Raw genomic sequence first — 21602 nt, 5'->3', positions numbered from 1 at the left:
CAAGTCCTTGACGATATGCAGCTGATATTTCGCTCAAGCCGCAGCCAGCACTGCCATTCGGTGTCGGTGTGACACTCCTTGAGTTCGGGGAACCGCAATGGTCATGTGGGATTTTCACGATGGAGGGAAAAGCATCGCTTCGGTTCTTTGCAAGCATAGCCAAGCCGAGGCGCGCCTCTCAGGCGCGGATTCTGGAGGCGGTCAACTACGCGAACTATCATTTCCTGCTCGATTTCACGATGGATTTCGATTCCGAGAGCGGTTGGGTGAGATTGCGCGCGGCGACTAGCTGGCCTGGCCCCAGCCTGTCGCCAACAGAGGTGAGACAAGAAATCGACCTGACGCTCGCGATCTGCCAACACTGGACAGAAGTAATGACCGACGTGCTTGCTTCCAACAAGCCCATTGCTGAAGCGTTTGAGACTTCACGCACCGAAGCGAAAAGAAAAATGCGGATTCCGTTGGAGCAAAACCCGCCCAACCTGTGACAAAGCCCTTAGCGAGTCACGTCATCCGACTCTTCGCCAACGGCGGATTCGCCGCGAAATACCGCCTGATGCCCTTCAAAATCGCATTCGCCATCTTGTCCCGATACGCGTCGTCGTTCAGCCGCGTTTCTTCTTCCGGGTTGCTGATGAACGCGGTTTCCACGAGGATCGACGGAATGTCCGGCGCCTTGAGCACCGCGAAACCCGCCTGTTCGACCGATCCCTTGTGCAGCTTGTTGATGCCGCCGATCTCATTGAGCACGAAGCTGCCGTAGCGCATGGAATCGCGAATCTGCGCGGTGGTGGACATATCGAACAACGCGCGATTCACCGCCGCATCCTGACTTTTCACGTTGATGCCGCCGACCGCATCCGACGAGTTTTCCTTGTTCGCCATCCAGCGCGCCGCCGCACTCGATGCGCCATGCTCCGACAGCGCGAACACGGACGAGCCGCGCGCATCGGGCGTGGTGAAGGCATCCGCGTGAATCGAGACGAACAGGTCCGCGCCGACGCGCTGCGCCTTCTGCACGCGCACGTTGAGCGGCACGAAGAAGTCGGCGTCGCGCGTCATCATCGCGCGCATGTTGGGCTGGGCGTCGATCTTCGCGCGTAACTTCTTCGCGATATCCAGCGCGATGTGCTTCTCATACGTGCCGCCGCCGCCGATCGCGCCGGGATCTTCGCCGCCATGACCCGGATCGATCGCGACGGTGAGCAGGCGCGTGGTGCCGCGCGCTTGCTTCGGCGCGGAGAATTGGTACGAGTCGTCGTCGTCCTTCTGCGCGATAACGGGCGGTACAGACGGTGTAGGCACCGGCACGCGCGGCTTCGGCGTAACAGGCGCGGGTTCGTCGTTCTGGGCGTACTTCTGGAAGAACTGATCGGTCGAATCGCTGGAGTCGGGCGTGGCCGGTTTGGGCGGCGTGGCCGGACCGGCGAGCGTGGAAGGCGGCGGTTCCGGCGGGTTCGGATTCGAGCGGTCCAGCGCTTCCTGCTTGTGCTCGGATTGCGCAAGCAGTTCCATCAAAGGATCGGGCGCGACGGCGGGATAAAGATCGAACACGAGCCGGTACTTGTAGCTCCCAATCGGCCCGAGCGTGAACACCTGCGGCTTCACCGAGCCTTTCAGATCGAACACCATGCGCACGACATGCGGCTGATATTGCCCGACGCGCACGGCCTGAATCTGCGGATCGTTCGGCGTGATCTTGGAGACGAGATCGCGCAACGCCTGATCCAGATCGATGCCGCTCAGATCGACCACCAGTCGGTCCGGTCCCTGAAGCAATTGGTTGGCGTTTTGCAGCGGCTGGTCGGATTCGATCGTGACGCGCGTGTAATCGCGCGCGGGCCACACACGCACGCCGAGCACCGAACTGGCGTAGGCGAGCTTCGGTCCGGCCAGCGCCAGCACGATGGTCGAAGCGCCCGCGCGCAACACCTGACGACGACGCCAGTTGTGCGGCGCGCTGGCGCTCGCTTCGATCGAGGCAAACGGCTTGATCAACATCTTTCGAGACATGACTTTCCTGTTTCCCTATACGCACGCGCAGTCAGCACGCGGCCTTCTTCGTTCGAATCGGATTCCTGCGGCAGCGAGAGCCGGAACACGAGGTCCGGCACGCCGAGCAGACCGCCCGCCTGCTGCGGCCATTCGACGAGGCATACCGCGCCTGCATCGAAGTATTCGCGGAAGCCGGCATCGGCCCATTCGGCCGGATCGGCGAAGCGATAGAGATCGAAGTGATAGACATTGAGCGGGCCCGTCGCGGTATCGAGCGAATAAGGCTCGACGAGCGTGTAGGTCGGGCTTTTCACGCGCCCGTTATGACCGAGCGCGCGCAAGGTCGCACGCACGAGCGTGGTCTTGCCTGCACCCAGGTCCCCGATCAACTGGACTTGCAAACCGCTGAAGCGTTCAATGACGGACGATGTTTTGATCTGCCCGATGGCGCGCGCGAAGCGTTCTCCGAAGGCGAGCGTGGCGGCTTCATCGCGCAGTTCGAAGCGACGTTCGAGCAGCGCTGGGGGAAGCGCATCGGGGAAGGTGGGCTGCGTTCGTTCGGGGCTTTCGGGCATTGCTCGTAAAATGTCGTGATGAACCGATTGCCGGAACATTCCGTTGAATTCACGACCGCGTCGGGCGCCGCCGATGCGTCCGCCGGAGAGTCGCGCGCCTTGCATCATGAAGATGAGGCAGCGCTGGCGGCGCTCGCGCAGCGCATCGGAGCATGGGGGCGCGAGCTGGGATTCGGCGCGGTCGGTATAAGCGATACCGACTTGTCGGCGGCCGAGGCTGGCCTGGCTCATTGGCTCGAAGCAGGCTATCACGGCGAAATGAATTATATGGCCAACCATGGGATGAAACGCGCAAGACCCGCCGAGCTTGTGGCAGGCACGCTACGCGTCATCACCGTGAGGATGGCTTACTTGCCCGCGAAAACGCTCGAAACGAAGGGCCGTGAAAGTATCGCGACAGCGGACGGTCAGAAGAACGACTGGCGCGCGGTCGAGTGGTCGAGGCTCGCGCAACCTTCGCAAGCGGCCGTGTCCATCTATGCGCGTGGCCGCGATTATCACAAGGTCATGCGCAACCGTCTTCAACAACTGGCCGAGCGCATAGAGCGCGAGATCGGGCCGTTCGGTTATCGCGCGTTCACGGATTCCGCGCCGGTGCTCGAAGTGGAACTCGCGCAGAAAGCGGCCAACGGATGGCGCGGCAAACACACCTTGCTGCTCGACCGCGATGCCGGTTCGCTGTTCTTTCTCGGCGAAATCTACGTCGATATTCCGCTTCCTGTCGATCCGATACCCGAGCAAGATGGCGCGCATTGCGGTCAGTGCACGCGCTGCATCGATGCATGTCCGACGGGGGCGATCGTCGCGCCGTATCGCGTGGATGCGCGGCGCTGCATCTCGTATCTCACCATCGAATTGCAAGGCAGCATTCCCGAGGACATGCGTCCGCTGATCGGTAACCGCGTGTATGGCTGCGACGATTGCCAGCTCGTGTGTCCGTGGAACAAGTTCGCGCAGGCCGCGCCCGTTGCCGATTTCGATGTGCGCCACGGGTTGGATCGCGCGACGCTCGTCGAACTCTTCGCGTGGAGCGCGGCGGACTTCGACACGCGCATGCAGGGCAGCGCGATTCGCCGAATCGGCCATGAGCGATGGCTGCGCAACATCGCGGTGGCGATGGGCAACGCGTTGCGTTCTCCCTCGCTCGCCGATGCCGAACGCGCGGCTATCACCCATGCGTTGCAAGCACGCGCCGACGATCCATCCGAACTCGTGCGCGAGCATGTTCTGTGGGCACTGACGCAACAGGCGTGATACCGTGCCACCAATGTTTTATCGCAACATGACATGGATCGCATGACGAGCCTGATGACGGACGAAACCGAAGAAGCGCCCACGCCGGAACAGATCGCGAGCCTGAACGCGATCGACCTCTTTTGCGACGCGTTGTGGCTCGAAAACGGCCTCGCGAAGAACTCGCTCGAAGCGTATCGGCGCGACCTGAAGCTGTTCGCGCATTGGCTGGGCAAGACGCGTGGCGCGTCCATCGACCATGCGACCGAAGTCGATCTCACGCGCTATTCGGCGGCGCGTCGTGCCGACAAGGCGACGTCCTCGAACCGGCGGCTGTCGGTGTTTCGTCGTTACTACGCGTGGGCATTGCGAGAGCATCGGACCGCGTCCGACCCGACGCTCAAGATGCGCTCGGCCAAGCAGCCGCCGCGTTTTCCATCGACGCTCAATGAAACGCAGGTCGAGGCGTTGCTGGATGCGCCGGACATCGAGACGCCGTTGGGATTGCGCGACCGCACCATGCTCGAACTCATGTACGCGAGCGGCCTGCGCGTGACCGAACTGGTGACGCTCAAGACCGTGGAAGTGGGCCTGAACGAAGGCGTGGTGCGCGTGATGGGCAAGGGCTCGAAGGAGCGGCTCGTGCCGTTCGGCGAATCGGCGCACGAATGGATTACGCGTTATCTGCGCGAATCTCGCCCGGCGCTGCTCGGACCGCGTGCGGCGGATGCGCTGTTCGTCACCGGGCGCGGCGAAGGCATGACGCGTCAGCAGTTCTGGAACATCATCAAGCGGCACGCGCTGAACGGCGGCGTGCATGCGCCGTTGTCGCCGCACACGCTGCGGCACGCGTTCGCCACGCATCTGCTCAATCACGGCGCGGATTTGCGCGTCGTGCAAATGCTGCTCGGACATTCCGATATCACGACGACGCAGATCTACACGCACGTCGCGCGGGAGCGGTTGCAGAAGCTGCATCGGGAGCATCATCCGCGCGGGTAAGTTCAGCGGACGCGGGCGAACGATCGTGCTCAGCGACGCGGACTCCACCTGCACCGCTACAATGCGGCCATGTCGAAAACCAAACATGTCTCCGAGACACCGGCCACGCAGTTTTTGCGTCGCCACAAGGTCGAATTTGGCGAGCATCCGTATGAATATGTCGAGCATGGCGGCACGGAGGAATCCGCGCGGCAGCTCGGCGTGGACGAGCATGCCGTCGTCAAGACGCTCGTGATGGAAGACGAGCACGCCAAGCCGCTCATCGTGCTGATGCACGGCGACCGCACCGTGTCCACCAAGAATCTCGCGCGGCAGACGGGCGCGAAACGCATCGAGCCGTGCAAGCCGGAAGTGGCGAACCGGCATTCGGGCTTCCTGGTGGGCGGCACGTCGCCGTTCGGCACGAAAAAGCCGATGCCCGTGTATGTCGAATCCAGCATCCTCGAACTCGACACCATCTATCTGAACGGCGGGCGGCGCGGTTATCTCGTCAGCATCCGGCCTTCGGTGCTGACCGAACTGTTGAAGGCCACGCCCGTGCAGTGCGCGAGCGTCGATTAAAATGCATCCCGCATTTGTCACGTACAAGAAAGAGACACCATGATTTTCGTTATCGCCGTCGTGTCCTATTTGATCGGCTCGATTTCCTTCGCCGTCGTCGTGAGCCGCGTGATGGGCCTGGCCGATCCGCGCTCGTATGGCTCGGGCAATCCCGGCGCGACCAATGTGCTGCGTACCGGCAACAAGAAGGCCGCGATCCTCACGCTCATCGGCGACGCGTTCAAGGGCTGGCTGCCGGTCTGGGTCGTCACGAACTACGGCGCATCGTTCGGGCTGGACGCGAGCCAGCTTTCGACGGCCATCGCGCTGTCGGCCATCGCCGTGTTTCTCGGGCATCTTTATCCGGTGTTCTTCCGCTTTCAGGGCGGCAAGGGCGTGGCGACCGCGGCGGGCGTGCTGCTCGCCATTCATCCCGTGCTCGGGTTGGCGACGCTGCTGACGTGGGTCATCATCGCGTTCTTCTTCCGGTATTCGTCGCTGGCGGCGCTCGTCGCGGCGGTCTTCGCGCCGTTCTTTCAGGTGTTTCTGTTCGGGCCGAGCCGTATCTCGCTCGCCGTGCTGGCGATGAGCGTGCTGCTCATCTGGCGGCATCGCGCGAATATTTCGAAGTTGCTGGCGGGGAAGGAGAGCCGCATCGGCGAGAAGAAGAAGGCCGAAGCGGCCGAATGAAAAAAAGCCGTTCCGCGTGGTTCTGAAGCGGAACGGCTTTTTACTGCGACACGCGAAAATCAGTCGCGGAAGTTGTTGAAGTCCAGCGGCGTGTCCGTCACATCCTTCTTCAAGAGCGCGATGGCGCTTTGCAGATCGTCGCGCTTGGTGCCTTGCACGCGCACGGCGTCGCCCTGAATGCTGGCCTGCACCTTGATCTTGCTGTCCTTCACGATCTTGACGATCTTCTTCGCCAGATCGCCCGACACGCCTTTCTTGACCGTGACGACCTGCTTGAGCTTGTCGCCGCCGATCTTTTCCTGCTTGCCGTAGTCGAGAAAGCGCACGTCCACGCCGCGCTTGGCGAGCTTGTTGAGCAGGACGTCCTTCACCTGGCCGAGCTTGAAATCGTCGTCGGCATAGAGCGTGAGTTCGCGCTCCTTTTGCTCGACGCGTGAATCCGAACCCTTGAAGTCGAAGCGCGTCGAGATTTCCTTGTTGGATTGCTCGATGGCGTTCTTCACTTCGATCATGTTTGCTTCGCTGACCACGTCAAACGATGGCATATCAGTTTCCCCCTCATTGATGCGCGCGGATGCGGCTCCCGCACTCGCTATAATCACGGACCTGCGTCATTCTACCGACGCGCCTCGAATTTCCCCAATTCCTGCTTAATCACGCGGTTTTTTCTCAATGTCCCACGCGCTTCAGCTTCTCGCGGACTACTCGCTGCGCTCCCACAACACCTTCGGTTTCGATGCACGCGCCCGTTTTGCGCTGCGCATCGACAGCGTGGAGGCGGCGGTGGCGCTCGCGGGTGAATCGCGCATCGCCGGAATGCCGGCATTCGTGCTCGGCGGCGGCAGCAATATCGTGCTGACGCGCGATTTCGATGGCGTCGCGCTGATCGTCGGCATCGCGGGCAAGCGCGTGATCGGCGAGGATGACGAGGCGTGGCTCGTCGAAGCGGGCGCGGGCGAGAACTGGCATGCGTTCGTTTCGTGGACGCTGGATCACGGCATGCCGGGGCTGGAGAATCTCGCGCTGATTCCCGGCACGGTGGGCGCGGCGCCGATTCAGAATATCGGCGCGTACGGGCTGGAAATGGGCGAGCGGTTCGAACGGCTGCATGCGGTGGAGCTTGCAACTGGTCGGCGTTTTGAGTTCGATCGTGCGACGTGCGCGTTCGGTTACCGCGACAGCTTTTTCAAGCGCGAAGGGCGCGGGCGCTTCATGATTACTTCGGTCGTGTTTCGTCTGCCCAAAGCGTGGACGCCGCGCGCCGATTACGCCGATGTGGCCCGCGCGCTGGACGCTTCATCGAATCGCGACGCGCGCGCCATTTTCGATGCCGTCATCGCCGTGCGACGCGCCAAGCTGCCGGACTGGACCGTGCTCGGCAACGCGGGCAGCTTCTTCAAGAATCCGGTCGTCAGCGCTGATGTCTTCGCCGCGCTGAGAGTGCGCGAGCCGAACATCGTGTCTTATCCACAAGCCGATGGAAGCGTGAAGCTCGCGGCGGGCTGGCTGATCGACCAATGCGGCTGGAAAGGGCGCGGCATCGGGGGCGCGGCGGTGCATGACCGGCAGGCGCTGGTGCTGGTGAATCGCGGCGGCGCAACGGGCGCGCAAGTGCTCGAACTCGCCGAAGCCATTCAGCGCGATGTGCGCGAACGCTTCGGCGTCGAGTTGGAGATGGAGCCGGTGCGTCTCTGAAGGCAATCTCTCAGTGATTAAGTTTGCCCAGCAGCAGATACTCCATCAACGCTTTCTGCACGTGCAGACGGTTTTCCGCTTCATCCCACACCACGCTTTGCGGGCCGTCGATCACGTCCGCGCTCACTTCTTCCCCGCGATGCGCCGGCAGGCAGTGCATGAATAGCGCGTCGGCATTGGCGCGCGCCATCATCTCGGCATCGACGCAAAAATCGGCGAACGCCTTCATGCGCGCTTCGTTTTCCGCTTCGTAACCCATGCTGGTCCACACATCCGTCGTGACGAGATCGGCGCCTGCGCAGGCTTCGTTCGGATCCTCGAACGCCTGAAAGAACGGCTTGCTGTCCTCGGACACGAGCGCCGGATCGAGCTGATAACCCGCGGGCGTGGACAGCCGCAGCTTGAAGCCGAGAATCTGCGCCGCCTCGATCCACGTGTAGAGCATGTTGTTCGCGTCGCCGACCCACGCGACGGTCTTGCCGGAAATCGGCCCACGATGCTCGTAGAACGTGAAGATATCCGCCAGCACCTGACACGGGTGATATTCGTTCGTCAGCCCGTTGATGACCGGCACGCGCGAGCTTTCCGCAAACCGCTCGATGATGTCCTGACCGAACGTGCGGATCATGATGATGTCCACCATCCGCGAAATAACCTGCGCCGAATCCTCGATGGGCTCGCCGCGTCCGAGTTGCGTGTCGCGCGTGTTCATGAAAACCGCGTGGCCGCCGAGCTGGAAGATGCCCGCTTCGAAGGACAGACGCGTGCGCGTCGAATTCTTTTCGAAGATCATCGCCAGCGTGCGATCGTGCAGCGGATGGTACGTCTCGTAGTTCTTGAACTTGCGCTTCAGAATGCGCGCGCGTTCGAGCACGTACTCGTAATCGTCGAGGGAGAAATCCTTGAACTGAAGATAGTGGCGAATTTTTTTGGCGGTCATGAAGCGCAGGCGGCGGTCTCAGGACGGCCGCGTGGACCGGATTGGTCGCATGAATCGAGGCCGGACGGCGCCGCCGTCGGTAGTGGAATCGTTTTCGAGCATAAAGGATTTCGCGATGTTTGACGAGGCTGGCGGCCATTGCGCGAGGTCGCTGAAAGCCTTGTGGAAGGCCGTGGGACGGGCGCTCCGCGCTTGTGTGCGCTGCGGAATAAAGGCCGCTGCGGTATAATGCTGATCGCTTGTTTCAACAACTCTGCAACATTCAGCACTGTGTCGTGCGCATGTCCTGCGAAGGTTTTTCGAGTGTTCGTCAGGAATGTCGTCGCGCGCTGTTCAAAGCGAGTTTCAAAGCAGTTTTCAAACGGATTGGCCCGCGCACCGGCCGTCAAAAGGTATTGCTAATGGCTGATTCATCCCCGACCGAGTACTTCATCCAGGGCATCACGTCGAACGGAAGAAAGTTTCGACCTAGCGACTGGTCGGAGCGCCTGTGCGGTGTGATGTCGGGATTCGGGCCGAAGGCAAGAGGTCCGAACGCGCGCCTCCAGTACTCCATCTATGTACGTCCGACGATGATCGGCGACATCAAGGTCGTGATCCTCGACTCGCGCCTGCGCGACATCGAACCGATGGCGTTCGACTTCGTGCTGAACTTCGCGAAGGACAACGACTTGCTTGTGACCGAGGCGTGCGAGTTGCCGCTGCATCACGGCACGCAGACTTCGAACAAAGTCTGAAGCGCTAAAGTACAGACGCAAAAAAGCCCGCGAAAGCGGGCTTTTTCGTTACTGCGCAGCGGAAACAGGAAGCTGCTCCGACGAGCGCGTGTTCCGTTGCCGGACACGCCCGCCGAAGCGAGCCGGAATTACTGGGCGGCCGGAGCCTGCAGACCCTTGATGGCTGCAGCCAGGCGGCTCTTGTGACGAGCGGCCTTGTTCTTGTGGACGATCTTCTTGTCCGCGATGATGTCCATCGTCTTGACGGACGAACGGTACACTTCGGCGGCCTTGGCCTGGTCGCCGGCGTCGATCGCCTTGCGAACTGCCTTGATGGCCGTGCGGAACTTCGAGCGCAGCGCCGAATTGTGCGAGTTGGCTTTGGCGGCCTGACGGGCGCGCTTGCGAGCTTGTGCGGAATTTGCCATGACGGTTTCCTTGTCCTGTTTCTGCTGGTACTTGTCTGGAGCGCGTTGCCGGCCCGGTGGCGAGAAAGACGCCGGGGCACATGAACGAGCGCGCTGCCTTTGATCGGAAATCCCGGGAGCGATGGCCCGAGAGCCTTGAAACTTGCCGGTTCAGACCGGAATTGACGCGAAACTCCCGCTCAAAACTACGAAACTGTAATAAGCGGAGCGTCGAAACCCGCGATTATAGCAACCTAATATGAGATGTGACAAGCGAGAATTCCGTGGCGCGCGCGGGCGGTCGTCGTGCAAAACATCGGTCAAAGCAACGTTCTCGACCGCCAGCAGCGGGAGCGCCGCCGCGCGTTCCGTATAATGGGCGCCCCATGAATCTATTCAAAGCCCTCCTGACGGTCAGCGGTTTCACGTTGCTTTCGCGCGTGACCGGCCTGATCCGCGAAACGCTCATTGCCCGGGCGTTTGGCGCCAGTATTTATACCGACGCGTTCTATGTCGCGTTCCGGATTCCCAACCTGCTTCGGCGTCTGTCTGCGGAAGGCGCGTTCGCGCAGGCCTTCGTGCCGATTCTCGCCGAGTTCAAGAACAGCAAGGGTCACGATCCCACCAAGGCGCTCGTCGATGCCATGTCCACCGTGCTGACGTGGGGACTCGTCGTGCTGTCGCTGGCCGGCATGGCGGGCGCGAGCTACGTGGTGTTCGCGGTCGCATCCGGATTGCGGCACGACGGCGGCGCGTATCCGCTCGCCGTCGAGATGACGCGGATCATGTTCCCGTACATCGTCTTCATCTCGATGACCACGCTGGCGTCCGGCGTGCTCAACACGTACAAGCAGTTCTCGCTGCCGGCCTTCGCGCCGGTGCTGCTGAATGTCGCGTTCATCTTCGCGGCGGTGTTCGTCGCGCCGCATCTGAAGGTGCCGGTGTATGCGCTGGCGTATGCGGTGATCGCGGGCGGCATCCTTCAGTTGCTGGTGCAGATACCGGGGCTGAAGAAGATCGACATGGTGCCGAAGATCGGGTTGAACTTCAGGCGTGCGCTGGCGCATCCCGGAGTCAAGCGCGTGTTGCTGAAGATGGTGCCCGCCACGTTCGCGGTGTCGGTCGGGCAGTTGAGCCTCATCATCAACACGAACATTGCGTCGAATATCGGGCCGGGCGCGGTATCGTGGATCAACTATGCCGACCGGCTGATGGAATTCCCCACGGCGCTGCTGGGCGCGGCGCTGGGCACCATCCTGCTGCCGAGCCTCTCCAAAGCGCACGTCGATGCCGATAACGTTGAATACTCCGCGCTGCTCGACTGGGGCTTGCGCATCACCTTCCTGCTGGCCGCGCCAAGCGCCGTCGCGTTGTTCTTCTTCGCCGAGCCGCTCACCGCCACGCTGTTTCACTACGGCAAGTTCGACAGCCATTCCGTGATCATGGTGGGTCACGCGCTGGCGGCGTACGGCATCGGACTGGTCGGGCTGATCCTGATCAAGATTCTCGCGCCGGGCTTCTACGCGAAGCAGGACATCAAGACGCCGGTGAAGATCGCCGTGTTCGTGCTCGTCATGACGCAGGTGAGCAATTACTTCTTCGTGCCGATCTTTTCGCATGCGGGTCTCACGCTGTCGATCGGTCTGGGCGCGCTTGCCAATGCGCTGCTATTGTTCACGGGCTTGCGCCGCCGCAAGATCTACGTGCCGTCGCCAGGCTGGCTGCGCTTTTTCGTGCAACTGCTTGGGGCGTGCCTGGTTCTTGCTGGCGTGATGCATTGGGTAGCGCTCAATTTCGACTGGATCGGATTGCGCGCGGCACCGGTTCAACGCATCGCGCTGCTGGGTGCGAGCCTCATCGTGTTTGGCGCGCTGTATTTCGGTATGCTTTCCGCGATGGGCTTCAAATACGCCTACTTCAAGAGACGCACGCTCTGACATTGATGACGACCACGCGCATCCTCGATTACTTCACTTCGCTGATGGCGGACGACGAAAGTCTTCCGCTGACTGAAGCCGCTTTGTCGATCGCGCAGGATGCGTATCCCGATCTCGACATGCAGGCCGCGCTTGCGGAGATCGATGAACTCGTGGTGCGCGCGCGCCGTCGTATTCCCGATCAGGCCGATCTCAAGCACAAGGTCGAAGCGCTCAATCGCTACTTCTTTCGCGAGCTGGGTTTTTCCAGCAACCGCAACGATTACTACGACCCGGACAACAGCCATCTGAATGTGGTGTTGCGGCGTCGTCGCGGCATTCCGATTTCGCTTGCTGTGATCTATCTGGAAATGGCCGATCAGCTTGGCTTGCCTGTGCGCGGTGTGTCGTTCCCCGGTCATTTCCTGTTGCGCGTGGCTGCGCCCGAACACGATCTCATGCTCGATCCGACCACCGGACAAACCTTGTCCGAAGCGCAGATGGTCGAAATGCTGGAGCCGTATGTGCAGCGCGTGGGCGAATCGATCGGCAGCGCGTTGCGCGTGCTGTTGCAGCCCGCCACGCGGCGCGAGATCGTCGCGCGCATGTTGCGCAATCTCAAGGGCATCTACTTGCAGACGGAGCGCTGGCAGCGTCTGCTTGCCGTTCAGCAAAGGCTCGTGATCGTGTTGCCGGGAAGCATCGAGGAAGTGCGCGATCGCGGCTTCGCTTATGCGCGGCTCGATTATCTGCGTCCGGCGCTCGAAGATCTCGAACGCTATCTGGAAGACCGTCCCGACGCCGAAGATGCCACCGTCGTCGAAACGGAACTTCACGAGTTGCGTCAACGCACGCAACTCAACGGCGACTGACTCAGTTCAGCTACTTCGGCTGCATGCGGATCGCGCCATCGAGGCGGATCACTTCACCGTTCAACATCGTATTGGCGAAGATATGCGCGACGAGCATCGCGTATTCGTCCGGCTTGCCCAGACGCGGCGGGAAGGGGACCATCGCGCCGAGCGCATCCTGCACGTCTTGCGGCATGCCGAGCAGCATCGGCGTTTCGAACAGGCCCGGTGCAATCGTCATCACGCGGATGCCGCTCCTGCTCAGATCGCGCGCGATCGGCAAGGTCATGCCCGCCACGCCGCTTTTCGATGCCGCATACGCGGCTTGACCCATCTGTCCATCGAACGCGGCCACTGAAGCGGTATTCACGATCACGCCACGCTCGCCTGCCTCGTTCGGCGTGTTCTTCGACATGACGTTGGCCGCGAGCCGGATCATGTTGAACGTGCCGATGAGGTTCACCGCGATCACTTTCGAAAACAGATCGAGCGGATGCGGCCCGTCGCGCCCGACCGTTTTCGATGCCGGCGCGATGCCCGCGCAGTTCACCAGACCGCCTAATGTGCCGAGCTTCGTCGCCGTATCGATGGCGTGTTGTGCATCGGCTTCCTGACTCACATCGCACTTCACGAATGCGCCGTTCAGTTCGCGTGCGAGCGCGATGCCCGCCGCTTCGTTCATGTCCGCGAGCACGACCTTGCCGCCTTGCTGCGCAATCAAACGCGCGGTCGCCGCGCCGAGTCCGGACGCCCCGCCGGTGATCAGAACCACATTGCCTTGCATCTCCATGTTTTGTCTCCTTGATATCGAGATTCGATCGATTGTCGTTCTTGTGGAACGCGTCGATTGTATGCTTGCCGTCTCAGAACACGCGCGCATAAAAAAACCCGCTCGAGAGCGGGTTTTTCGTTGAGACGAGAACGCTTACTTCAACGCATCGAACACGCGCGCGCGGATTTCGTCCACCTTGCCAAGACCCGAGATCTTCCGATACTCCGGCGCCTTCAGCCCATTCGACTCACCGCTTTTCGCCCAGTCGTTGTAGTACGCGATCAACGGCTTGGTTTGCGATTCATACACGTCGAGCCGCTTCTTCACGGTCTCTTCCTTGTCGTCGTCGCGCTGGATGAGCGGCTCGCCGGTGACATCGTCCTGGCCTTCGACCTTCGGCGGATTGAACTTGATGTGATACGTCCGGCCCGATGCCGCGTGCACGCGACGACCGCTCATGCGCGTGATGATCTCGTCGAACGGCACGTCGATCTCGAGCACATAGTCGATGACCACGCCCGCGTTCTTCATGGCTTCGGCCTGCGGAATGGTGCGCGGGAAACCGTCGAACAGATAGCCGCTCTTGCAGTCGTCCGCCTGCAAACGCTCTTTCACCAGATTGATGATGAGCGAATCCGGCACCAGTTCGCCGGCATCCATGTAGCCCTTGGCCTCGACGCCCAAAGGCGAACCCGCCTTGACCGCCGCGCGAAGCATGTCGCCGGTGGAAATTTGCGGAATGCCGAACTTCTCTTTGATGAAGTTTGCCTGGGTGCCCTTGCCCGCGCCGGGCGCGCCCAACAGGATCAAACGCATGATGAACTCTCCGAATCGTCTAGAAACTGCCGTGCCGCGAGGCTGATTTAAGTTCCGGCTCAGGGCTGGTTCGTGCGACGTCACAAGGGAAGCGCGCGGCCGATTCGAAGGCGGCGCGGCACCCGGACAGCGGCGCGAACTCAATCGTGGCGCTGACCGGAAGGCTCGCGCAATGGCTCGATTATGCCACGGCGTTTGACGATTCCGGCCGTAATAACGCGGATAGAAAATGCCAGAAAACCCCGTCGAATAAGCCTTTGACGGGGTTAACCTGAGTTGCGCGGCGCGTTCAGTTCGGATTGGCGAACAACTGGCGCACGCGTTCGAGATCGGCGGGCGTATCCACGCCGGGCGGCGGCGTGTCGTGCGTGACGCGCACCGCGATGCGCTCGCCATGCCACAGCGCGCGCAATTGTTCGAGCGCCTCGGCGGCTTCGATCGGCGCGATTGGCAGCGTGGGGAACGCGCGCAGAAACTTGGCGCGATACGCGTATAGGCCAATATGCCGCAGCACGTTATCCGGCACGGCGGGCAGATTCGACAGCGCGGCGACATCGGGCCAGTGCGGTTGCCAGACATCGCGCGTCCAGGGAATCGGCGCGCGCGAGAAGTACAGCGCGATGCTCTTCGCATCCAGCACGGCCTTCACGACGTTCGGATTGAACACGTCCGCGGGATCGTGAATGGGATGCGCGGCCGTGGCAATCGCACACGTGGGATTCGCTGCCAGATGCGCGGCGACATCGCGCACGAGTTGCGGATCGATGAGCGGCTCGTCGCCCTGCACGTTCACGACGATGGCATCGTCCGGCAGCGCCAGACGCGTGGCCACTTCCGCCAGACGATCCGTGCCGGTCGAATGATCCGAACGCGTGAGCATGACTTCGATGCCGTGATCGCGCGCGGCATCCACCACGAGCGAGGAATCCGTCGCGATGAGCACCTGCGCCGCGCCCGATTCGCGCGCGCGTTCGGCGACGCGCACGACCATCGGCTTGCCGCCGATATCGGCGAGCGGCTTGTTCGGCAGACGCGTGGACGCGAGGCGCGCGGGAATGACGGCGATGAACGGAACGGACATGGCTTGATCGACGATCAGTTGTCTTCGCCAGCGGGTTTCAGCGGCTCGACGGGCGTGCCTTCGACGGTTTGACGCGCTTCGTCGACGAGCATCACCGGAATGCCGTCGCGGATCGGATAGGCGAGCTTGTCCGCGTTGCAGACGAGTTCCTGCGCCGCGCGGTCGTAGTTGAGCGGACCCTTGCAGATCGGGCAGACGAGGATTTCAAGCAGACGTGCGTCCACGGAGTTTCTCCACAACCAGAGCGATGAGGCGGGGGCGCAGCACGGCTTGCACGGGTACGACCCAGATGCGTGCGTCGCGCCAGGCACCGAATTTTACTGCATCCTTTTCCGTCACCAGAATGGCGTCGGCCTTCACGGATTCAAAGGGGTTGTCGCTGTATGCGTAGTGATCGGGAAACGCGCGTGTCGATGGCGCGATGCCCGCCGCGCGCAGCGTCGCGAAAAAGCGTTCCGGCGAGCCGATGCCCGCCGCCGCGACCACTTTTTCACCCGCGAACTGCGCGAGCGGACGACGCACGGAAGGGTCGTCGAGCAGCCAGGCATCGCCGGTTTCGAGTTCGAGCGGGAACGTGTTCGGCCACGGCGGCAGCGTGCGATCGTACGGACTGTTGATGAGCGTGGCATCGCGGTGACGGGACATCGGCTCGCGCAAGGGACCGGCGGGCAGCAGGAAGCCGTTGCCGCCGAGACGGTCATCGAACACGACGAGTTCGAAGGCGCGCGCCAGGCGATAGTGTTGCAGGCCATCGTCGGACACGATGACATCCACGTTCGGATGCGCCTGCAACAACGCCTGCGCCGCCGCCACGCGATTCGGGCAGACGAATACCGGCGCATGCGTGCGGCGCGCGATCAGCAGCGGCTCGTCGCCGACTTGCGCGGCGGCGCTCGTCGGCAGGACGCTGGTGGGCTTTTTCACCTTCGCGCCATAGCCGCGTGAAACGACGCCCGGCTGAAAGCCCGCCGCGCGCAACGCCTCGACCAGCGCGATCACGGTCGGGGTCTTGCCGGTCCCGCCGACAGTCATGTTGCCCACGATCACCACCGGCACGCCCACGTCGATGCGCTTGAACCAGCCAAGCTCGAAGAACGAGCGCCGCGTGGCAGCGATTGCGCCGAAAATGCAGGCAAACGGCGTCAGCGCCCACGCGATCGGGCCACGATGACGCCATTCGCGGGCAAGGAAATTTTCGATGGGCGGCTTGAGATCAGACATGGGCCGCCTTTGCGTTGAGGGAACGCGAGGCAAAGCGCAACGGCAACTCCTTCGGGTTCGGGTGAGCTTGGACGATGTGCATATCGCAGCTTTACGCACTAGTATTCCGCTGTCGCGGTTCCGCTGCCATGCCGGAACCCGGCACTCTAGCGCGCGGGCCGCGCATCCGCCAGTCAAACGTAATCGACCGCCGTTTCTGTGGATAACTCTGTGAAGAACTTGGCGCTTAAAAAGCCGGAAGCCGCACGAGGAAAGCGTTACTCCGGCAAACGCAGCCATCAGACAAATTTAATGTCGTCAAATCAACGACTTGCCACGATGCCATTGGGCTCGCAAGCTGTTTCGCCCAGCTTTCGGTAAGTCTTTCTGTGTGGACACTTGCTACACTTGCGTACCTCGTCCGGCGCGTTTTGTCCATCCGGCCAATCGGCTCTTTCGCCTGAATTATTTTTCCTCCTACCGATGACTTCCGATCCCTTGCCGACCCAAAACGGCGATGCCGTCATCCCCGTTTCCGTGCTCAACCGCGCGATCAACACGATGCTCGAACGCTCGTTCCCGCTCGTGTGGGTGTCGGGCGAAGTGTCGAATTTCACGCGCGCGGCAAGCGGCCACTGGTACTTTTCGATCAAGGATGCCGGTGCGCAAATGCGCTGCGTGATGTTCCGCGGCCGCGCGCAGTACGCCGAATTCACGCCGCGCGAAGGCGACAAGATCGAAGTGCGCGCGCTCGTCACCATGTACGAACCGCGTGGCGAATTGCAGTTGAATGTCGAGGCGGTGAGACGCACGGGGCAGGGCAGGCTGTACGAAGCGTTTCTGCGATTGAAGGCGCAGCTCGAAAGCGAAGGGCTGTTCGCGGCTGAGCGCAAGCGCGCGTTGCCGACGCATCCGCGAGGCATTGGCATCGTCACTTCGTTGCAGGCCGCCGCGCTCCGCGATGTGCTCACCACGCTCGCGCGACGTGCGCCGCATGTGCCGGTCGTCGTGTATCCGGCGCCGGTGCAGGGCGCGGGCGTGAGCACGAAACTCGCGGCGATGGTCGAAGCCGCCAACGCGCGCCGCGAAGTCGATGTGCTGATCGTGTGCCGGGGCGGCGGTTCCATCGAAGACTTGTGGGCGTTCAACGAGGAAGTGCTCGCGCGTGCGATTGCAGAGAGCGCGTTGCCGGTGGTGAGCGGCGTCGGGCACGAGACGGATTTCACCATCGCCGATTTCGCCGCCGATGTGCGCGCGCCGACGCCGACTGCCGCGGCGGAACTCGTCAGCCCGCAACGCGTGTTGCTGCTGCGCGAACTCGATCAACGCCACGCGTCCCTCGCACGTGCATTCGGCCGCATGATGGAGCGGCGCGCACAGCAGATCGACTGGCTGGCGCGTCGGCTGGTCAGTCCGGCCGAGCGGCTCGAACGTCAGCGGGTGCATCTGCGGCAACTGGCGAGCCGGTTGGCGACAGCAGGTGCGCGCCCCGTGCGCGATGCGCGCGCGCACTTCGCGCTCGTGCAGTTTCGCTGGCAACGCAGGCGTCCGGATGTGGGCGCGCAACGCGAACATGTGCTGCGTCTCGCGCAGCGCGTGAAGTCCGCGAGCGAGCGCCGCAGCGAGCGCGACATGGCACGCGTTTCGGAACTGTCGGCGCGCTTGCAGGTGCTCAGTCCGCAGCGCACACTCGAACGTGGTTATGCCGCGCTCATCGATACGCAAACCGGCCGCGCACTACGCACGCCGCAAGCGCTTAAGCCCAAGCGCCCGCTCACGGTCCATCTTGCCGAAGGCTCCGCCGATGTCCTGCTCGCCGATGTCCAGCCGCGTCTGTCCGATGAATTCTAATGCGACATCACGCGTATTTTTGACGTACAGGGGGCGAACGTCCCGAGCACTTCTTACGCCGTTCTCCGCGATTCGAAAGCAATCTTCCTCATAAAAGGCACGCGGTTTGCGGGGTTATCCCAAGTCACCTACAATCCATTGCTCCACTGCCTCACCGCTCACAGTCCCCCACAAACCACATACAAAGGAAGCTCGCATCATGGAACATACGCTCCCGCCGTTGCCGTTCGCCAAGAACGCGCTCGCTCCGAACATGTCGGAAGAAACGCTCGAGTATCACTATGGCAAGCATCACCAGACCTATGTGACGAACCTGAACAAGCTGATTCCGGGCACTGAATTCGAGAGTCTGCCGCTCGAAGAAATCGTCAAGAAGTCTTCCGGTGGCGTGTTCAATAACGCCGCGCAGGTTTGGAATCACACGTTCTTCTGGAACAGCCTGTCGCCGAACGGCGGCGGTGCGCCGACCGGTGCGCTGGCTGATGCCATCAACGCCAAGTACGGTTCCTTTGACAAGTTCAAGGAAGAATTTGCCAAGGTCGCGACCGGCACGTTCGGTTCGGGCTGGACGTGGCTCGTGAAGAAGACGGATGGCACGGTCGATATCGTCTCGACCAGCAATGCCGCCACGCCGCTGACCACGGATTCGAAAGCGCTCCTGACGATCGACGTTTGGGAGCATGCGTATTACATCGACTATCGTAATGCGCGTCCGAAGTTCATCGAGGCTTATTGGAATATCGCGAACTGGGATTTTGCTTCGAAGAATTTCGGGGCTTGAGGTGATGGGATCCAAGCCTCGGGTCGTTTGAGGCTTGGTTCGAGATCGAAGAAACGCGCCGGATGTCGGCGCGTTTTTTTTTCATCCTTGAAAACGATGTCGCATATTAGGACGAAAGCGCTTATCTGAACGAGATGGACGTCGATAGAATCAACGCGCCCTTCAAAAAACACGGCGGTCGCGGTCGATGCAAGTAACAACTCTCGAAGTTCAGCCTGTACTTCCTCCTAAATCCTTTGGATCACTAACCTACCGAGGAGAACTCTGGAATCTCGACCATCTCGATTCCTTCGCATTTCTCTATGAACTCGAACCTGAGTTCATGGTGACGGTCGTCGTGGTTTTTTCGTGTCATTGCTTTACGCGCGGCATTGCCGACGACGCGAACTCACGATCCTCCATTCTCGATGCAGATATCTTCGACGATGGACGCGAACGGCGCATCCTGTGTCCCGACCGGTACGCGTGGTCTCAGCAGTATTTGCGCGACATCATCTTGTCGTTGCCGAACCGGCGAATCACGGTGGCCGACGAAGGCCGATCCAACTTCGTCACGGTGGAGACATTGGATGATGCCGGCACGCCGATGCTCTACGCGATTTTCTTCGAGGTTTTGAAAGTGCCCGCGCGGAAACGTCGTCTCTTGTTGAGAGTGCAGTCGGCTTATAAGCGTGACCGAATTTTCTCGAAGCGTCGGCGTGCGGCGGGAAGGGTGACATTGCGCAGCATATTGCTCGCAACGTTGGAGGGAAGAAAAATTCGAGCGTAGTCCACAAAGACCAACGGCTGCCCAAGGGCAGCCGTCGAAAGCGAGTCTCTCTATCCGCGTATTCGCGAAACTCCCACTCCAGGTGGGACCCAGTTTCCCGGGCGGCGCTACGTTTTTCCACTCGCTCTACGTAGTTTTTCTGTTTCCCTCAAGCATCATGGCTTGCGGAAAACACGTGAAGTATACGAAAGCATTGCGCCTCGCGTCAATCTCACAATCCAACCAAACCGCCACTTCAGCAAGCAATCGACCAAAAATTTAAAATACGCCATCCAAAACCCGCAGTCCCAACATCATGAAACGCTTTGCAGCACTTTGCTTTGCGGCCTGGTCAGCCGCTGCATTGCTGTATTTCGGCCGGCACTCGACTGCACTCATTGTTCTGTCAGGTGTTTTGATGCTCGCAGGCTTTGACCTCATCCGGCCAGACATCAAAAATCGCGCAAGATGAAGCAGCGCGCTTAACGCCGCTTCGCCGAATCCCAGTTGATATCCACGCACAACACCTGTAACCCATAAGGCGTCTGCGCAGCGATCGAAGCCGTCACACAAAGATGCGCCTCGTTGATCGACAAATAAGGCGCCGTCAGATGCACGCGCCCCGGCGCACGCAGCGCCTCGATGAAATACGGCCGACGCTCCCAGCTCGCGCCCTCCGAATGCAGCAGCGGACTAAACCGCTTAGCACGCTGCGATGTCCGCACGATCGCCACCACGTTGTCGCCGATCTGCCGTCCCGCCTGATCCAGCAGAAAACAGCGCGCGGTATCGGCGAGTTGCAGCAATTCGCTGGTCGCAGCCACGAGCGTTTCGCCTTCCATCAGCTTGACCGACGCACGTTCGAGCCCGCTCACATACGGCTCCAACCGCGTCGATTGCGCACGCTCACGCGCCGCGATCCGCTCGCGCGATGCCGCCGACAACGCATCCATCGCACCCGCCGCGACTTGCGGATGCACCGCCTCCACGCCCGGCTGCGCGAAATACGCGCCCTGCACGAAATCGACGTTGCATTCGAGCGCGATCAGCGCTTCGCGTTCGGTGGACAATCCGCCCATCAGCACGAGCTGACCGGACTCATGCAGCAGCGACACGAGACGCGGCAACACCCGCTCGATATGCGAATGCTCCGTCGCCTGCTGAAGAATGCAGCGATCCAGCGACACGATATCCGGCCGCAACTGCCACACGCGATCGATATTCGAATGCTTCACGCCGAAGCCATCCAGTGCGATCAGAAAGCCCGACTTGCGCAGCGTATCGACGATCTCGGTAAAGCGCGTCGTCTCGCCGCCGGCTTGCTCGGGCACTTCCAGCACCACACGCTGGGGCGGCAGCCCGATTTCCTTCAACGCGGAGACGAGCGCATCGCCGTAACTCGTATCCATCAGCGCGGCGGGATGCAGGCTCAGAAAGAGCCATTCGTCGTGACTGTCGAACGCATTGAAGTTGCCCAGATGCAGCGATTCCGCGAGCCGTCCCAGTTCGAGCAGATCGCCACGGCGCGCGGCCTGCGTGAACACTTCATGCGATGGCACATGCCGATGCGAATCGTCACGCGCACGCAACGATGCGTGATAACCGATGGCGCGCCGGTGCGACACCGAGAACACCGGCTGAAACACGCTAAACACGGTGTACTCGCCGTACAGCACCGTGCGACGCGAGCCGTCGTCGCCGGCGATCGGACGCGGCGGCTGAAAGCGGGGAGGGTCGAGGTCAACCATGCTCATGGTGTCGGTGCGCAAAAGCGAGTGATCTTTTCGAGATAG

24 protein-coding genes are annotated in these 21602 nt (G+C 61.5%); 13 read left to right on the top strand and 11 right to left on the bottom strand.

Annotated features, from left to right (window positions below):
- The first annotated feature begins 119 nt into the window (after positions 1–119).
- Positions 120–488, top strand: coding sequence for a hypothetical protein (locus ACZCWR_RS15390; RefSeq protein ID WP_487301584.1), 369 nt, complete (start codon positions 120–122; stop codon positions 486–488).
- Between the two features lie 16 nt (positions 489–504).
- Here the strand turns inward: ACZCWR_RS15390 and ACZCWR_RS15385 are convergent, their stop codons facing one another.
- Both ACZCWR_RS15385 and tsaE read right to left on the bottom strand, forming a co-directional pair.
- A complete protein-coding gene (locus ACZCWR_RS15385; RefSeq protein WP_487301583.1) occupies positions 505–2013 on the bottom strand; it encodes an N-acetylmuramoyl-L-alanine amidase in 1509 nt (502 codons plus the stop codon).
- Complete coding sequence (tsaE, locus tag ACZCWR_RS15380) at positions 1995–2570, bottom strand: tRNA (adenosine(37)-N6)-threonylcarbamoyltransferase complex ATPase subunit type 1 TsaE (protein ID WP_487301582.1); 576 nt, start codon at positions 2568–2570, stop codon at positions 1995–1997. The genes ACZCWR_RS15385 and tsaE overlap by 19 nt, the downstream gene beginning before the upstream one ends.
- 18 nt (positions 2571–2588) lie before the next feature.
- On the opposite strand from tsaE, the gene queG reads away from it, so the two are divergent.
- From queG to plsY, 4 genes are all read left to right on the top strand, one after another.
- Positions 2589–3824, top strand: coding sequence for a tRNA epoxyqueuosine(34) reductase QueG (gene queG / locus ACZCWR_RS15375; protein ID WP_487301581.1), 1236 nt, complete (start codon positions 2589–2591; stop codon positions 3822–3824).
- 54 nt (positions 3825–3878) lie between these two features.
- Positions 3879–4805, top strand: coding sequence for a site-specific tyrosine recombinase XerD (xerD, locus tag ACZCWR_RS15370; RefSeq protein ID WP_487303344.1), 927 nt, complete (start codon positions 3879–3881; stop codon positions 4803–4805).
- 69 nt (positions 4806–4874) lie between these two features.
- Positions 4875–5366: a Cys-tRNA(Pro) deacylase gene (gene ybaK / locus ACZCWR_RS15365; protein ID WP_487301580.1), complete on the top strand. Its 492-nt coding sequence runs from the start codon at positions 4875–4877 to the stop codon at positions 5364–5366.
- A gap of 39 nt (positions 5367–5405) precedes the next feature.
- Positions 5406–6035, top strand: a complete 630-nt coding sequence (gene plsY / locus ACZCWR_RS15360) for a glycerol-3-phosphate 1-O-acyltransferase PlsY (RefSeq protein WP_487301579.1) — start codon at positions 5406–5408, stop codon at positions 6033–6035.
- A gap of 59 nt (positions 6036–6094) precedes the next feature.
- Here the strand turns inward: plsY and ACZCWR_RS15355 are convergent, their stop codons facing one another.
- Positions 6095–6580 (bottom strand): YajQ family cyclic di-GMP-binding protein, encoded by a 486-nt coding sequence (locus ACZCWR_RS15355; RefSeq protein WP_487301578.1) that lies wholly within the window; start codon positions 6578–6580, stop codon positions 6095–6097.
- Positions 6581–6707: 127 nt separating this feature from the next.
- Between ACZCWR_RS15355 and murB the strand changes: the two genes are divergently transcribed.
- Positions 6708–7730 (top strand): UDP-N-acetylmuramate dehydrogenase, encoded by a 1023-nt coding sequence (gene murB / locus ACZCWR_RS15350; protein WP_487301577.1) that lies wholly within the window; start codon positions 6708–6710, stop codon positions 7728–7730.
- 10 nt (positions 7731–7740) lie between these two features.
- Here the strand turns inward: murB and argF are convergent, their stop codons facing one another.
- Entirely contained in the window at positions 7741–8670 is a 930-nt protein-coding gene (gene argF / locus ACZCWR_RS15345; protein ID WP_487301576.1) for an ornithine carbamoyltransferase, read from the bottom strand.
- 401 nt (positions 8671–9071) lie between these two features.
- Between argF and ACZCWR_RS15340 the strand changes: the two genes are divergently transcribed.
- Complete coding sequence (locus ACZCWR_RS15340; RefSeq protein WP_487301575.1) at positions 9072–9407, top strand: DUF3579 domain-containing protein; 336 nt, start codon at positions 9072–9074, stop codon at positions 9405–9407.
- Positions 9408–9535: 128 nt separating this feature from the next.
- Here ACZCWR_RS15340 and rpsT read toward each other — a convergent pair whose 3' ends face one another.
- Positions 9536–9814, bottom strand: coding sequence for a 30S ribosomal protein S20 (rpsT, locus tag ACZCWR_RS15335; RefSeq protein ID WP_487301574.1), 279 nt, complete (start codon positions 9812–9814; stop codon positions 9536–9538).
- A 365-nt stretch (positions 9815–10179) separates the two neighbouring features.
- Between rpsT and murJ the strand changes: the two genes are divergently transcribed.
- Positions 10180–11730 carry a murein biosynthesis integral membrane protein MurJ gene (gene murJ / locus ACZCWR_RS15330; RefSeq protein ID WP_487301573.1) on the top strand — a complete coding sequence of 517 codons (1551 nt, stop codon included), beginning with the start codon at positions 10180–10182 and terminating at the stop codon, positions 11728–11730.
- A gap of 5 nt (positions 11731–11735) precedes the next feature.
- Positions 11736–12581 (top strand): SirB1 family protein, encoded by an 846-nt coding sequence (locus tag ACZCWR_RS15325; protein ID WP_487301572.1) that lies wholly within the window; start codon positions 11736–11738, stop codon positions 12579–12581.
- 10 nt (positions 12582–12591) lie between these two features.
- On the opposite strand, the gene ACZCWR_RS15320 is transcribed toward ACZCWR_RS15325, so the two are convergent.
- The 5 genes from ACZCWR_RS15320 to lpxK form a co-directional block, all read right to left on the bottom strand.
- Entirely contained in the window at positions 12592–13350 is a 759-nt protein-coding gene (locus ACZCWR_RS15320) for a 3-hydroxyacyl-CoA dehydrogenase (protein WP_487301571.1), read from the bottom strand.
- A gap of 135 nt (positions 13351–13485) precedes the next feature.
- Positions 13486–14148 (bottom strand): adenylate kinase, encoded by a 663-nt coding sequence (gene adk, locus ACZCWR_RS15315; protein ID WP_487301570.1) that lies wholly within the window; start codon positions 14146–14148, stop codon positions 13486–13488.
- A 289-nt stretch (positions 14149–14437) separates the two neighbouring features.
- Positions 14438–15229 (bottom strand): 3-deoxy-manno-octulosonate cytidylyltransferase, encoded by a 792-nt coding sequence (gene kdsB, locus ACZCWR_RS15310; protein WP_487301569.1) that lies wholly within the window; start codon positions 15227–15229, stop codon positions 14438–14440.
- Positions 15230–15243: 14 nt separating this feature from the next.
- Positions 15244–15453 carry a Trm112 family protein gene (locus ACZCWR_RS15305; protein WP_487301568.1) on the bottom strand — a complete coding sequence of 70 codons (210 nt, stop codon included), beginning with the start codon at positions 15451–15453 and terminating at the stop codon, positions 15244–15246.
- Positions 15434–16450, bottom strand: coding sequence for a tetraacyldisaccharide 4'-kinase (gene lpxK / locus ACZCWR_RS15300; RefSeq protein ID WP_487301567.1), 1017 nt, complete (start codon positions 16448–16450; stop codon positions 15434–15436). Before lpxK ends, ACZCWR_RS15305 begins: the two co-directional genes overlap by 20 nt.
- A gap of 462 nt (positions 16451–16912) precedes the next feature.
- Here lpxK and xseA point away from each other — a divergent pair, with 462 nt between their 5' ends.
- The 4 genes from xseA to ACZCWR_RS15280 all read left to right on the top strand — a co-directional run bounded on the left by xseA (position 16913) and on the right by ACZCWR_RS15280 (position 20281).
- Positions 16913–18280: an exodeoxyribonuclease VII large subunit gene (gene xseA, locus ACZCWR_RS15295; protein ID WP_487301566.1), complete on the top strand. Its 1368-nt coding sequence runs from the start codon at positions 16913–16915 to the stop codon at positions 18278–18280.
- Between the two features lie 199 nt (positions 18281–18479).
- Positions 18480–19061, top strand: a complete 582-nt coding sequence (gene sodB, locus ACZCWR_RS15290; protein WP_487301565.1) for a superoxide dismutase [Fe] — start codon at positions 18480–18482, stop codon at positions 19059–19061.
- A gap of 187 nt (positions 19062–19248) precedes the next feature.
- Positions 19249–19830 (top strand): hypothetical protein, encoded by a 582-nt coding sequence (locus tag ACZCWR_RS15285; protein WP_487301564.1) that lies wholly within the window; start codon positions 19249–19251, stop codon positions 19828–19830.
- 295 nt (positions 19831–20125) lie between these two features.
- Entirely contained in the window at positions 20126–20281 is a 156-nt protein-coding gene (locus ACZCWR_RS15280) for a hypothetical protein (RefSeq protein ID WP_487301563.1), read from the top strand.
- 10 nt (positions 20282–20291) lie between these two features.
- On the opposite strand, the gene ACZCWR_RS15275 is transcribed toward ACZCWR_RS15280, so the two are convergent.
- Entirely contained in the window at positions 20292–21563 is a 1272-nt protein-coding gene (locus ACZCWR_RS15275) for an EAL domain-containing protein (RefSeq protein ID WP_487301562.1), read from the bottom strand.
- Positions 21564–21602 lie beyond the last annotated feature (39 nt).

The sequence above is a fragment of the Caballeronia sp. A2-2 genome, from assembly GCF_057612605.2.
This window is presented reverse-complemented; position numbering and strand designations above follow the sequence as displayed.

Coding starts and splice junctions, on each gene's coding strand:
- ACZCWR_RS15325 (WP_487301572.1), top strand. CDS start 11,736: ATGACGACCACGCGCATCCTCGATTACTTCACTTCGCTGATGGCGGAC.
- rpsT (WP_487301574.1), bottom strand. CDS start 9,814: ATGGCAAATTCCGCACAAGCTCGCAAGCGCGCCCGTCAGGCCGCCAAA.
- queG (WP_487301581.1), top strand. CDS start 2,589: ATGAACCGATTGCCGGAACATTCCGTTGAATTCACGACCGCGTCGGGC.
- tsaE (WP_487301582.1), bottom strand. CDS start 2,570: ATGCCCGAAAGCCCCGAACGAACGCAGCCCACCTTCCCCGATGCGCTT.
- xseA (WP_487301566.1), top strand. CDS start 16,913: ATGACTTCCGATCCCTTGCCGACCCAAAACGGCGATGCCGTCATCCCC.
- lpxK (WP_487301567.1), bottom strand. CDS start 16,450: ATGTCTGATCTCAAGCCGCCCATCGAAAATTTCCTTGCCCGCGAATGG.
- murB (WP_487301577.1), top strand. CDS start 6,708: ATGTCCCACGCGCTTCAGCTTCTCGCGGACTACTCGCTGCGCTCCCAC.
- xerD (WP_487303344.1), top strand. CDS start 3,879: ATGACGGACGAAACCGAAGAAGCGCCCACGCCGGAACAGATCGCGAGC.
- kdsB (WP_487301569.1), bottom strand. CDS start 15,229: ATGTCCGTTCCGTTCATCGCCGTCATTCCCGCGCGCCTCGCGTCCACG.
- ACZCWR_RS15340 (WP_487301575.1), top strand. CDS start 9,072: ATGGCTGATTCATCCCCGACCGAGTACTTCATCCAGGGCATCACGTCG.
- sodB (WP_487301565.1), top strand. CDS start 18,480: ATGGAACATACGCTCCCGCCGTTGCCGTTCGCCAAGAACGCGCTCGCT.
- ACZCWR_RS15385 (WP_487301583.1), bottom strand. CDS start 2,013: ATGTCTCGAAAGATGTTGATCAAGCCGTTTGCCTCGATCGAAGCGAGC.
- ACZCWR_RS15280 (WP_487301563.1), top strand. CDS start 20,126: ATGAAACGCTTTGCAGCACTTTGCTTTGCGGCCTGGTCAGCCGCTGCA.
- ybaK (WP_487301580.1), top strand. CDS start 4,875: ATGTCGAAAACCAAACATGTCTCCGAGACACCGGCCACGCAGTTTTTG.
- ACZCWR_RS15320 (WP_487301571.1), bottom strand. CDS start 13,350: ATGGAGATGCAAGGCAATGTGGTTCTGATCACCGGCGGGGCGTCCGGA.
- argF (WP_487301576.1), bottom strand. CDS start 8,670: ATGACCGCCAAAAAAATTCGCCACTATCTTCAGTTCAAGGATTTCTCC.
- ACZCWR_RS15285 (WP_487301564.1), top strand. CDS start 19,249: ATGCAAGTAACAACTCTCGAAGTTCAGCCTGTACTTCCTCCTAAATCC.
- ACZCWR_RS15275 (WP_487301562.1), bottom strand. CDS start 21,563: ATGAGCATGGTTGACCTCGACCCTCCCCGCTTTCAGCCGCCGCGTCCG.
- murJ (WP_487301573.1), top strand. CDS start 10,180: ATGAATCTATTCAAAGCCCTCCTGACGGTCAGCGGTTTCACGTTGCTT.
- ACZCWR_RS15355 (WP_487301578.1), bottom strand. CDS start 6,580: ATGCCATCGTTTGACGTGGTCAGCGAAGCAAACATGATCGAAGTGAAG.
- plsY (WP_487301579.1), top strand. CDS start 5,406: ATGATTTTCGTTATCGCCGTCGTGTCCTATTTGATCGGCTCGATTTCC.
- ACZCWR_RS15390 (WP_487301584.1), top strand. CDS start 120: ATGGAGGGAAAAGCATCGCTTCGGTTCTTTGCAAGCATAGCCAAGCCG.
- adk (WP_487301570.1), bottom strand. CDS start 14,148: ATGCGTTTGATCCTGTTGGGCGCGCCCGGCGCGGGCAAGGGCACCCAG.